Source organism: Bradyrhizobium sp. 14AA (genome assembly GCF_054185205.1).
In genome coordinates this window covers 810,612-822,038 of record NZ_JAVAYM010000001.1, presented here as the reverse complement: position 1 = coordinate 822,038, position 11,427 = coordinate 810,612, and the positions used below count along the sequence as shown (strand labels likewise).

Sequence of the window (11,427 nt, the reverse complement as noted above, 5' to 3'; positions counted from 1 at the left end):
GCCTAAGGTCTTCGACAAGGAGACCAGCCATGTTCATTTCGCCAGACGATTTCCGGATCAAAGCAGAGAATTTCGACCCCACGAAAATGGAGAACATCGTCCGCATCGCGTGCGGGGTGTTCTACCTTCCGCACGTCGCGGGAAAGTTTGCCGCCTTCGGCGTTCTCAACCCGCCCATCGTCAAGTTCTTTGCCGCCGCGGGCCTGTCGCCGCCGGAGGCCTGGGTCTACCTCGCCGCCGCTGCCGAACTGTCCGTCGCCATCGCGCTGACGCTCGGCATCTGCACGCGCTTCGCCGCGCTGGGCTCCGTGGCGCTGATGGTCGTCGCAGTCTACTCGCTGCAGGTCGTGAAGGGTTTTGGCTGGACCTGGAATACGGGCGGCTACGAATACCCGGTGTTCTGGGGCATCTGCTCGCTCGCAGTTGCCGTGCACGCCTGGAAGGCCTGGCTGAATGCACGCAAGGATGCCGTCACGGCCGGCAGCCGCACCGTGCGGATGGCGCCTGCGGAGTAGTGCCTCAGCGCGTCGCCAGCACCACGGCGCCGAGCGTGAAGATCAGCGCGGCGATCTGCCCGGGCCCGAGCGGCTCGTGCAGCGCCAGCGCGGAGGCGACGACGCCGATCACCGGCACCGCCATGGTGCCGATCGCGGCGACGGAGGCCGGCAGGCGCGCGAGCGCCGCAAACCAGCTGACATAGGCGATGCAGAACTGCACCACGGTCGAATAGACCAGCAGCCACCATCCGACCGGCGTCACCAATTCCAGATGCGTGGTCTCGACCAGGAGGCCAATGATCGAGATCGGCAGGCAGCCGATCCCGATCTGCCAGGCCGCGGCCGTGATCGGCGGCAGGTGGATTGGGTATTTCTTCGAGAACACCGTGCCGACGGCGAAGCCGAACGCGCCGCCCAGCGCCATGATGATTCCCGGCAGCTTCTCCACGCTGGCGGCAATGCCGTTGCCACCCATGATCGAGGCGAGCCCCACAAAGGCCATCACCAGCCCCAGCGTGCGGAGCAGCGTCGGCCGCTCGCCGAGCACCGGCCAGGCGATGATCGAGGCCCAGACCGGCATCGTATAGGCGATCAGCGCCGCTTCGCTCGCCGGCAGCCAGAGCAGCGCCAGCCCCATCAGCACCATCCAGCCGGTCACGTTGAGGACGGCGGCGGTGAGCAGCCGCGGCCAGATCCCCGGCCCCACCCTCAGGCTCTGCCGGCGGATGACCGCCAGCGCCGCCAGCAGCACCGCGCCCAGCACGCCGGTGACCCCGCGCAGCGTCAGCGGCGGCAGCTCGGCGAGCAGGAATTTGGTCACCGGCCAATTGAAGCCCCAGCCGATCGAGGTGATGGCGAGGAACATCAGGCCGGCCGGGGCGATGCGCGGCCGCGCATCCCGGCGAGTCGAATCAAGCATGTGGGGTATCCGGCAAAATCGAGGTCAGCTTGGCGCGGATTCGCTGCCCCGACCACCGCCTCGGCGGGCATGCCTGCCCTCACCTTCCGTAAGGCTACGTGAGTCCTGCTGACGCAATCCCGATCCCGAAAAATATACCTGCCCTGTGAACAGCGGGATGAAGGCCCCGCATCAACACGGGATGCAAATTTTTTCAGTTGGGAATCCCTGAGGACTCACTGATACTTGCCTCCACAACAGGTGTGGGCTTGCCCCCTGTTATCCCCCGCAATCCACCATATTTAGTATTTGATTCAGGAACCCGTACTAATTCTTGACGAGCGCAACGGAGAGTCCTAGCTTTCGGTCCGTTCGGCGCGAGTGAGTTTGCGTCCCGCCGGCACTCCCCCAAAGGGTCTCGCAAATCGTCACTCCGCCAAGCCAGCCAAAGGCCGCGGGATGAGGGCTTGTCTGCCCGCGAGAAGCGGACTCCTGGGGCGCCAGAACGGGCCGGCAACAGGCTCGGATGGCATCGGTAGACGTTAGTGACGGCGTGGGGCGTTAAACGCATGTCGCGCACATCCCTTGGGGCGGATGGGCGTGGGCATGCCGGCAAGATGATCGATGCGCGCATCGAAGAATCGCGTCGGGAGAACAAGGGCCGGGTCCACCGGCTGAACTGCGGTGCCTTCAAGGCCGGAACGGTCCTCAAGGGAACCGCAAAACGAAATGTCGACCCGGCACGCCTGAACGGAGGCGACCGGTCAAAGATAAGGACGGGGCAAGACCATGCGGATTGAGCGGCGCCACACCACCACGGGACAGTCACCTTACGCGGGAATCGAATTCCGCCTGACCACGTCGGAGATCAGGAATCCCGACGGCTCGGTCGTGTTCAAACTGGACAATGTCGAGGTGCCGACCGAGTGGTCGCAGGTCGCCTCCGACGTCCTCGCCCAGAAATATTTCCGCAAAGCCGGCGTTGCCGCGCGCCTGAAGAAGGTCGAGGAGGAATCCGTCCCCTCCTTCCTGTGGCGCTCCGTGCCCGACACCGAGGCGCTTAGCCTCCTGCCCGAGAAAGAGCGCTATGTCAGCGAGCTCTCGGCGAAGCAGGTGTTCGACCGCCTTGCCGGCTGCTGGACCTATTGGGGCTGGAAGGGTGGCTATTTCTCCACCGACGCTGACGCCCAGACCTTCTACGACGAGCTGCGCTACATGCTCACGATGCAGATGGTCGCGCCGAACTCGCCGCAATGGTTCAACACCGGCCTGCACTGGGCCTATGGCATCGACGGCCCCGGCCAGGGCCACTATTACGTCGACCCCTTCACCGGCAAGCTGACCCGCTCGAAATCGTCCTACGAGCACCCGCAGCCGCACGCCTGCTTCATCCAGGGCGTCGGTGACGACCTCGTCAACGAAGGCGGCATCATGGACCTCTGGGTCCGCGAAGCCCGCCTGTTCAAATACGGCTCCGGCACCGGCTCCAACTTCTCGCGCCTGCGCGGCGAAGGCGAAAGGCTCTCCGGCGGCGGCCGCTCGAGCGGCCTGATGAGCTTCCTCAAGATCGGCGACCGCGCCGCGGGCGCGATCAAGTCGGGCGGCACCACGCGCCGCGCGGCCAAGATGGTCGTTGTCGACGCCGACCATCCCGATATCGAGACCTATATCGACTGGAAGGTGAAGGAGGAGCAGAAGGTCGCGGCTCTCGTCACCGGATCCAAGATCAACCAGAAGCATCTCAAGCTGGTGCTGAAGGCCTGCGTGAACTGCGAAGGCTCGGGCGACGATTGCTTCGACCCCGAGAAGAACCCGGCGCTGCGCCGCGAGATCAAGCTCGCGCGCCGCAGCCTCGTGCCCGACAATTACATCAAGCGCGTCATCCAGTTTGCCAAGCAGGGCTACAAGGACATCCAGTTCGACACCTACGACACCGACTGGGATAGCGAAGCCTATCTCACGGTTTCGGGGCAGAACTCCAACAACTCGGTCTCGCTGAAGGACGACTTCCTGCGCGCCGTGGAAACCGACGGCGACTGGAATCTGAACGCCCGCACCTCCAAGAAGGTGACGAAGACGCTGAAGGCGCGCGACCTCTGGGAAAAAATCGGCTACGCCGCCTGGGCGTCGGCCGACCCGGGCCTGCACTTCAACACCACCATGAACGACTGGCACACCTGCAAGGCGTCCGGCGACATCCGCGCGTCCAATCCGTGCTCGGAATACATGTTCCTGGACGACACGGCGTGCAACCTGGCGTCCGCGAACCTGCTGACGTTCTACAACACCGAGACCAAGCAGTTCGACGTGAAGGGCTACGAGCACCTCTGCCAGCTCTGGACCATCGTGCTCGAAATCTCCGTGATGATGGCGCAGTTCCCGTCGAAGGCGATCGCCGAGCTCTCCTACGAGTTCCGCACGCTCGGCCTCGGCTACGCCAACATCGGCGGCCTCTTGATGACCATGGGCCTGTCCTACGACAGCAAGGAAGGCCGTGCGCTCTGCGGCGCGCTGACCGCGGTCATGACCGGCATCACCTACAAGACCTCCGCGGAGATGGCCGCTGAACTGGGCACCTTCCCCGGCTACAAGAAGAACGCCGCGCACATGCTGCGCGTCATCCGCAACCACCGCCGCGCCGCGCATGGCGAGGCCTCCGGTTACGAGGCGCTCTCCGTCAACCCGGTGCCGATGGACCTCGTCTCCTGCCCGCAGGCCGATCTGGTCAGCCACGCACAGGCGGCCTGGGATGCGGCGCTCGAGCTCGGCGAGAAGCACGGCTATCGCAACGCCCAGACCACGGTGATCGCGCCGACCGGCACGATCGGCCTCGTCATGGATTGCGACACCACCGGCATCGAGCCCGACTTCGCGCTGGTGAAATTCAAGAAGCTCGCCGGCGGCGGCTACTTCAAGATCATCAACCGCGCGGTCCCCGCAGCGCTCCGCGCGCTCGGCTATCGCGAAGCTGATATCGCGGAGATCGAGGCCTATGCCGTCGGCCACGGCTCGCTCTCCAACGCCCCTGGCATCAACGCCTCGACGCTGAAGGCCAAGGGCTTCACGGACGAAGCCATCGCCAAGGTCGAGAAGGCCCTGCCGACTGCCTTCGACATCAAGTTCGCCTTCAACAAGTGGACCTTTGGCGAGGACTTCATCCGCGACCAGCTCGGCATCGGTGCCGAAGCCATCGCGGCCCCCGGCTTCGACCTGCTCCAGGCCGTGGGCTTCACCAAGCGCGAGATCGAGGCCGCTAACGTCCACATCTGCGGCGCGATGACCGTCGAAGGGGCCCCGCATCTGAAGGCGGAACATTACTCCGTGTTCGATTGCGCCAACCCCTGCGGCAAAATTGGAAAACGCTATCTGTCGGTCGAGAGCCACATCCGCATGATGGCGGCGGCGCAGCCCTTCATCTCGGGTGCGATCTCCAAGACCATCAATATGCCGAACGACGCCACGGTGGAGGACTGCAAGTCCGCCTACATGCTGTCGTGGAAGCTGGCCCTCAAGGCCAACGCGCTCTATCGCGACGGCTCCAAGCTCTCCCAGCCGCTCAACTCGCAGCTTATCAGCGACGATGAGGACGAGGACGATGCGGTCGAGTCCCTCTACGAGAAGCCGATGGCGGCGCGTGCCGCGCAGGTCTCGGAAAAGATCGTCGAGAAGCTGGTCGAGCGCATCATCGTGATGCGCGAGCGCGAGAAGATGCCGGATCGCCGCAAGGGCTACACCCAGAAGGCGGTCGTCGGCGGCCACAAGGTCTACTTGCGGACCGGCGAATATGACGACGGCCGTCTCGGCGAGATCTTCATCGACATGCACAAGGAAGGCGCGGCTCTCCGCTCCTTCATCAACAACTTCGCCATCGCGGTGTCGCTCGGCCTGCAATACGGCGTGCCGCTGGACGAATATGTCGACGCCTTCACCTTCACCCGCTTCGAGCCGGCGGGCCCCGTGCAGGGCAACGACAGCATCAAGTACGCGACCTCGATCCTCGACTACGTCTTCCGCGAGCTCGCGGTGAGCTACATGTCGCGCTTCGACCTCGCCCACGTCGATCCCAACGAGACCGGTTTTGACGCGCTCGGCAAGGGCGTCGAGGAAGGCAAGGAGCCGGATGACGGGGCCCACCACGCCACCAAGCTGGTCTCGCGCGGCCTCACCCGCTCCCGCACCGACAACCTCGTCGTGATGCGCGGCGGCAGCGCCGCAGTGGTCTCGGGCAACGACAGCGCCCCGACCGGCGGCAGCAAGGTCACGGCGCTGGCCTCCCACGGCACGTCGGCTCGCGTCGGCGACGCCCTCGAAGGCGCCGTCGCCCTGAAGCAGGAAGCGAGCCACGACCTCTCCCCCACGGAGAAGCTCGAAGCCCTCCAGTGGAGCAAGGCCGGCAGCGCCGCCACGGTTGCGGCTCCCAGCAAGGCCGAGCGCCGCGCGGAAGCCAAGGCCAAGGGCTACGAGGGTGAGATGTGCTCGGAGTGCGGTAACTTCACGCTGGTGCGGAATGGCACGTGCATGAAGTGTGATACTTGCGGCAGCACGACGGGGTGTTCGTGAGGACGGCCAAGTATTTCGCGAACTTGTAGCTACAACTAAAGAAGGGCGGCCAAAATGGCCGCCCTTCTTCTTTTGGGTATTGCCACACGCCCAAGGTTGATCGGCTACCCGCTCTACCGTGTGATGAATATCTTCGACGCGTTGGTGAAGTACGCACTGGAGCATAAGGCAAACAGCAGCATCGTCGTCCGTATCGAGAAGATTCGGGATCGGCTGTTTCGGGCGCTCGACCTCGATCACCGACGCTCGTGATCCACGGTGGCCCTGGCCGCGACTCAACGAACTCAGCAGCTAAGAAATGAAATTCCGCAGTTCGGTTGGCAGCCCGTAGGGTGGGTTAGCGAAGCGTAACCCACCTCTTCGGTCTCCGCGCGGGCAACAGGTGGTGGATTACGCCTTCGGCTAATCCACCCTACGAGCTTCGGCGAACTTTCGCATGCGACCACGATTGAGTGTACACCGTAATCCCCCGAAATTGCCTTTGCCGCCGAGCCCTTCCCCCCTAAACTCCCGACACCACCGGCATGGGTTCCGACGGGCCCGGTAGAAGCGGAGTCGAGTTATGCCCAAACCGGAAAGCTTCCCGATCGAGAAGATCTTCGTTCCCACGAAGCAGAGGAAAGCCATCAAGCCCGAGACCGTCGCGGAGGTCGCGGAAAGTATTCTGGACATCGGACAGCAGGCCCCCATTTCCGTTCGGCTCGACGGAGACCGCCTCGTTCTGGTCGAGGGACTGCATCGGCTCGAAGCCTGCAAGGCGCTCGGCGAGACGACCATTCTCGGTGTCCTGGTCCCGGCTGAGCTTGCTCAGCACAAGCCCCAGCTCGCCGAACGGCCCGAAGTCGAGGCAGAACGCATCAAGATGGCGCGATTGAAACAGTTGCGTCTCGAGAAGGAAGCCGCGGAGGCATCGACTTCTGCCTTGAAGGGCGTCAGCGCAACGGAATCGCCGCGCACCCGTCCGACCAAAGGCGTCCGCGATAATCCGAAGGCATCACCGGGCCGGACTGCGAAAGCAGCACCGAAATCATTGTCGGCCTGGATCACACAGCAAAAGGGCAGCGGCGGCCGCTATTGATTGCCGGCTTCAGGTCTTGAGATCACCGCTCGCGCGAAGCCCCCGCTCTCGACCACCTGTTCGCGGCGCCTGTGCGAATGAGCTCCGCAGTTACCTTCCAGACGACCGAAGCTCTTCGCCAACACCATCAAACGAGTTCTGGACCGCAACCGCCCCACGGCCGCCCTGCTCCGCTTCCGCCGCAGCCCTTCCACGCGCCCCCGCCGCAAAGATATCGTGCACCAGCCCGAGCTTCCCCAGCCCCAGAATAATCAGCCCGTTGATGTCAACCTCGTACCACGCGTGCGACAGATACGCATCGCGCGGAAACCGGTGGTGGTTGTTGTGCAGGCCTTCGCCGAAGGTGAGGAACGTGGTCACGAGCTCGTTGGTGGTGCCGTCGCTGGTGGCGAAGCGGCGGTAGCCCCAGCGGCCGTCGCTGTGGCAGACCGAGTTCACCAGCGACGTCGCCATGGTCATGATGTAGCTGCGGAACAGGCCGGAGAACAGCACGCAGCCGATCATCGTGTGCACGCCACCGAACGCGTAGCCGATGGCGCCGGGAATGATCACCGCCGAGAGCGCGTACCAGTACCAGCGCGTCCGCGTGAAGAACATCGCGATCGGGTCGGCCAGGATATCCCTGGCGTAGTATTCGCCGTCGGTGGTGGCCTGGTCCCACACCCAGCCGCCCTGCGCATGCGACATGCCCTTGGCGAAGGAGGCAATGCGGTTGCCGAAGCCGTCATAGTAAGGGCTGTGGACGTCGCCGGGCTTGTCGGAGTGAAGATGGTGCCGGCGATGGTTGCTCACCCATTTCAGGATCGAGCCCTGCACCGCCAGCGTGGCGATCGCGGCGAAGATCGTCCGCATCACCGGACCGCAGCGAAAGCTGCGGTGCACGAAATAGCGATGCATGAAGCCAATGCCGATCGTGGTCAGCAGGAACATGCCGGCGAAGACCGCAAGCTCCAGCCGGCCGATGCCCTGCCAGACCGCCCAGACGATTGCCGCGACCGAACCGCCGACCATCAAGCCGAACGCGATGTAGGAATCGAGAAACTTGGCGTCGACAACAGGACCTTCGAGCAGCACCCCCGGCGGCATTTTCGGGCTCGCCGCCTGCTCCGACACCACGTCCTCAATGACGGTCATTTCATCTGGTCCATTTACGCAAAATTAACCCTGCTGCGGCGCAACCTACAGGCGCAAGGCTTTTTCAGCAAGGACGGGCGCGGCCGTAGGAGCACGGAGCCGGGACCCGACACGATGCGGCCAGAGGGAAATGACGCCGGATTTCAAGGCGTAACGGACAGCGTTAACCAAGCACACACAGTCTCCGTCATCGGACGCCCACGACACCATGCCCGGACAACGCCGACGCCTCCTCCCTCGCTTTCGCACCGTTCGGCGCAGCGCCCGATGGGCGCGAAAGAGATTCGCGCGGGCACCGCGGATGGTTCGGATCGCGGCCGGCGTGGCGATGCTGCTTGCGGCGCTTGCGCTTGCGAACATCGTCTATCACGTGATCCGCAAGCCGACCGAGCTGTTCGTCCTCGTCGGCAATTCCCTCGACAAGGAGCCGGCCGAGAACTGGCGGCACTACGGGCCGCTGTTCCGCGCGTATTCCACCGCGACGATCACGCCGGAATTGCTGGCCGCGCTGGCGCAGGTCGAGAGTTCGGCCAATCCTGTGGCGCGCACCTACTGGCGCTGGCGATGGAGTTTCAATCCGCTCGCGATCTATAGGCCCGCCTCCAGCGCCGTCGGTCTCTTCCAGATGACCGATCCGGCCCTTGCCGACGCCGCACGGTTCTGTGTCCGCGGCAACGCGGTCACGGAGAGCGGCTGCGGGTCGAGCTTCCTCTATGTCCGCGCGATCCCGAGCCACGCCATCGAGCTGGCCTCGGTGTATCTGGACCGCCAGGTGGCTGACGTTCTCGCCCGCGCGGGCGATGTGAAGGCAAGCCGCGAGCAGAAGCAGGATCTGGCCGCCTTCATCCATCTCTGCGGCGGAGGTCCCGCCACCGCCTATGCGCGCCGCAAGTTTCAGATGCTATCAGGCGAGCGCTGCGGCGATCACCTCGTCGCGGCGTATGTCGCGAAGGTCAATGCCATGAAGCGGCAGTTTGTGCGGCTGGCGGCGGAGGATCCGTAGATCCGTAGGGTGGGTTAGCTAGCGGTCGCGCGAAGCGCGGTCCGCTGGCGTAACCCACCTCTTCTGCCTCCGCGGAAACCAGAGTGGTGGGTTACGCCGTACGAACTGCGCTTTGCGCAGTCGCAGGGCTAACCCACCCTACGCTCCGCCCCGCTCCCGCGGCCCGCCATAATTTTACCTCTGCACGCGCGTTGTGTTGGACAGCGGCGAGACCTATCCTTCCACCGATCGGACTGCCTCCCATTGACGCCCGACCGGATGGAGAGCGCATCGGTGCCTGAAGCAAACGACCCTAAACCCGATACCGAGAAGCCTGATACCGAGAAGCCTGACGGCGGGCTGGCGCGAGCCCTTGACCGGATCAAGAGCACACAGGCAGACCTTGCGCGGCTGGACCGGCTGGTTTCCGGCATGGAACACGACGGCGAAGGCAAGCCAGCCTCGCACGCAAGCGCCGGTGCGACGGCGGCCGCAACTTCCGGAAACAAGGCGCCGACGCCTGTTCCCAATGCCGGGGTTCGCGATCAAGGCTTGAAGGGAGATCGGACCATGATGCGCGCTTTGGTTGGCCTCGTGCTGGCAATCGGCCTTCTCGGTGCCGCCTTCGCTTCGCAATATCGCGATGAGGCCACGTCCATCAGCAAGTCGATCATGGCACGATGGGCTCCGCCGGCGGCGAGCACGCCCCCGCAAGCGTCCGCGGTGGACAATCCGGCGCAGCCGCCGGCCGTGCTCCTGGCTGCTGCGGGTGATCCGAGCCCGGTGCCCGCGCCGCCAGTCGCGAAGGACACGGAAAGCGCCCCAAAGCCTGCCGCCGCAGCGCCTGACCCGGCATCGTCCGATCTCGCGCAATCGCTCAAGGCCATCACGAGCGAGCTTGCGAGCATCAACGGCAAGCTCGAGCAACTGAAAAGCCGGAGCGAGCAGACCCAGCGCGAGCAGGCCGACACCATTCAACAGCTCAAGGCCGCGCAAGAGAAGGATGCGGCGGACAATGCGCGCCTCGCCGCGCAGGTCCAGGCGCTGCAAACGCAACAGACCACTTCATCCGCGTCATCCGCGCCTGCAGCCGCCAAGCCCGTCGTGCGGAGCGTGGTGAGCAACGATGCGGTTGCGCGTGCCCGGCCGCACGGACCAATGGCCGAACCCCGGCGGCCCAGACCGCCGCCGCGCGGCCCCTGGATGCCTCCGCCCTATATGGGCGACCCCTACGATCCGGATTGGTGAGCCCGCAAGGCGCGGGCTTGTTTCCCGAAGGCGCGATGGATTTGAAGCCCAGCTCGCAGGATGGGGGAAGCGCAAGGGCTCATCCCATCTTGCGAACTACGCTCTACACCCGCCTCATCGTATTTCGCTCATCGACACCTTGGCGGCGATCCCGCTCAGCTCGGGCTTTTGCTCTGCAAGCTCCTCAACGGAATCTGGGTCTACCGAGATTTCGGTCATTCTGTGCCTGACCTGTTCGCATGTCTTGCGGACGTCTTCGGTGAACAGCGCGCATTCTTCGATACGCTTGAAGATCTTCCGTCCCTCTTCACGATACCCCGCCGCCGTTTCCCGCATGAAGGCGATTGCGTCATGGACCTGGGCCGTCAGCGCCTCGCATTTTTGCGCGGCGTCGATCAACTCGGCGCCCATGGCCTCGATCTCTTTTGCAGCGGACTCGTAGTCGCGAACGACTGCCTCTGCACTGAGCGCACCGACGCGCGTCACGCCCGCGGTGTGCTCGACATAATCAGGCAGGGCAATGGACGCGAGAGAGCTTCCCGAGCGTACCGATGCAATGTCCGCCTCGAGTTGGACCAAATTCACGCCTTCCCGTCTGTGCAATTGTTCAACACTTGCCATGACTAATCCTCCCAATACGCACCCCGAACCCCTAGCAATATTGGGTTTATTACGGGGAAAATTGCCGTTCTACCCCTATGTATCCTTGACAGTCCCAGCTTTGCCATTTTTTCCCAATCGCTGACGCCGCACGCAGCGATGATGGATTTGTCAGCGTTCAACCTCTCCTCGCGTTGGCGAAGATGGCGGGATTCGCAATGACCCGACTCGACGGGTCAAATCATATTCGGTTTATCAGAAGCAAAAGTCCGCAGGGATTTCGACTTTGCATGAGATCGTTTTCGATATTTTTGGAAGCGCGGTTCGGCAGGGTGCGGGAGCAAGCGCAGGCGGGATGACTATTTGCTGCTTGCATTGCCGCTCGGACCCCCTGCTCGCTACGGCGAACAAAGTCGACCCTCCCGCGAAC

At 64.0% G+C, this 11,427-nt stretch carries 10 protein-coding genes; 7 read left to right on the top strand and 3 right to left on the bottom strand.

The genetic code is table 11. The features are described from left to right. Positions 1-29: 29 nt before the first annotated feature. Positions 30-515 (top strand): DoxX family protein, encoded by a 486-nt coding sequence (locus RAD15_RS03885; RefSeq protein WP_458174511.1) that lies wholly within the window; start codon positions 30-32, stop codon positions 513-515. Between the two features lie 4 nt (positions 516-519). On the opposite strand, the gene RAD15_RS03880 is transcribed toward RAD15_RS03885, so the two are convergent. Next, positions 520-1,416: a DMT family transporter gene (locus RAD15_RS03880; RefSeq protein WP_458174509.1), complete on the bottom strand. Its 897-nt coding sequence runs from the start codon at positions 1,414-1,416 to the stop codon at positions 520-522. A 548-nt stretch (positions 1,417-1,964) separates the two neighbouring features. Between RAD15_RS03880 and RAD15_RS03875 the strand changes: the two genes are divergently transcribed. The 4 genes from RAD15_RS03875 to RAD15_RS03860 all read left to right on the top strand — a co-directional run bounded on the left by RAD15_RS03875 (position 1,965) and on the right by RAD15_RS03860 (position 7,033). Continuing rightward, positions 1,965-2,195, top strand: coding sequence for a hypothetical protein (locus RAD15_RS03875; RefSeq protein WP_458174507.1), 231 nt, complete (start codon positions 1,965-1,967; stop codon positions 2,193-2,195). Further along, the gene (locus RAD15_RS03870) at positions 2,185-5,955 is read left to right on the top strand and encodes a vitamin B12-dependent ribonucleotide reductase (protein ID WP_458174505.1); all 3,771 of its coding nucleotides are present in this window, start codon (positions 2,185-2,187) and stop codon (positions 5,953-5,955) included. The genes RAD15_RS03875 and RAD15_RS03870 overlap by 11 nt, the downstream gene beginning before the upstream one ends. A gap of 54 nt (positions 5,956-6,009) precedes the next feature. Next, positions 6,010-6,207, top strand: coding sequence for a hypothetical protein (locus RAD15_RS03865; RefSeq protein WP_458174503.1), 198 nt, complete (start codon positions 6,010-6,012; stop codon positions 6,205-6,207). A 310-nt stretch (positions 6,208-6,517) separates the two neighbouring features. Then, on the top strand, positions 6,518-7,033 hold the full coding sequence (locus RAD15_RS03860; RefSeq protein WP_458174501.1) for a chromosome partitioning protein ParB: 516 nt from the start codon (positions 6,518-6,520) through the stop codon (positions 7,031-7,033). Positions 7,034-7,123: 90 nt separating this feature from the next. Here the strand turns inward: RAD15_RS03860 and RAD15_RS03855 are convergent, their stop codons facing one another. Beyond that, positions 7,124-8,167, bottom strand: a complete 1,044-nt coding sequence (locus RAD15_RS03855; protein WP_458174499.1) for an acyl-CoA desaturase — start codon at positions 8,165-8,167, stop codon at positions 7,124-7,126. A 208-nt stretch (positions 8,168-8,375) separates the two neighbouring features. On the opposite strand from RAD15_RS03855, the gene RAD15_RS03850 reads away from it, so the two are divergent. Both RAD15_RS03850 and RAD15_RS03845 read left to right on the top strand, forming a co-directional pair. Further along, positions 8,376-9,170 (top strand): transglycosylase SLT domain-containing protein, encoded by a 795-nt coding sequence (locus RAD15_RS03850; protein ID WP_458174497.1) that lies wholly within the window; start codon positions 8,376-8,378, stop codon positions 9,168-9,170. Between the two features lie 258 nt (positions 9,171-9,428). Beyond that, complete coding sequence (locus RAD15_RS03845; protein ID WP_458175033.1) at positions 9,429-10,397, top strand: hypothetical protein; 969 nt, start codon at positions 9,429-9,431, stop codon at positions 10,395-10,397. Between the two features lie 114 nt (positions 10,398-10,511). On the opposite strand, the gene RAD15_RS03840 is transcribed toward RAD15_RS03845, so the two are convergent. Next, positions 10,512-11,018 (bottom strand): hypothetical protein, encoded by a 507-nt coding sequence (locus RAD15_RS03840; RefSeq protein ID WP_458174495.1) that lies wholly within the window; start codon positions 11,016-11,018, stop codon positions 10,512-10,514. Between the last annotated feature and the right edge of the window lie 409 nt (positions 11,019-11,427).

Excerpts from the sequence above, each read along its gene's own strand:
- RAD15_RS03885 (WP_458174511.1), top strand. The coding sequence starts at position 30 with ATGTTCATTTCGCCAGACGATTTCCGGATCAAAGCAGAGAATTTCGAC.
- RAD15_RS03880 (WP_458174509.1), bottom strand. The coding sequence starts at position 1,416 with ATGCTTGATTCGACTCGCCGGGATGCGCGGCCGCGCATCGCCCCGGCC.
- RAD15_RS03875 (WP_458174507.1), top strand. The coding sequence starts at position 1,965 with ATGTCGCGCACATCCCTTGGGGCGGATGGGCGTGGGCATGCCGGCAAG.
- RAD15_RS03870 (WP_458174505.1), top strand. The coding sequence starts at position 2,185 with ATGCGGATTGAGCGGCGCCACACCACCACGGGACAGTCACCTTACGCG.
- RAD15_RS03865 (WP_458174503.1), top strand. The coding sequence starts at position 6,010 with ATGGCCGCCCTTCTTCTTTTGGGTATTGCCACACGCCCAAGGTTGATC.
- RAD15_RS03860 (WP_458174501.1), top strand. The coding sequence starts at position 6,518 with ATGCCCAAACCGGAAAGCTTCCCGATCGAGAAGATCTTCGTTCCCACG.
- RAD15_RS03855 (WP_458174499.1), bottom strand. The coding sequence starts at position 8,167 with ATGACCGTCATTGAGGACGTGGTGTCGGAGCAGGCGGCGAGCCCGAAA.
- RAD15_RS03850 (WP_458174497.1), top strand. The coding sequence starts at position 8,376 with ATGCCCGGACAACGCCGACGCCTCCTCCCTCGCTTTCGCACCGTTCGG.
- RAD15_RS03845 (WP_458175033.1), top strand. The coding sequence starts at position 9,429 with ATGGAGAGCGCATCGGTGCCTGAAGCAAACGACCCTAAACCCGATACC.
- RAD15_RS03840 (WP_458174495.1), bottom strand. The coding sequence starts at position 11,018 with ATGGCAAGTGTTGAACAATTGCACAGACGGGAAGGCGTGAATTTGGTC.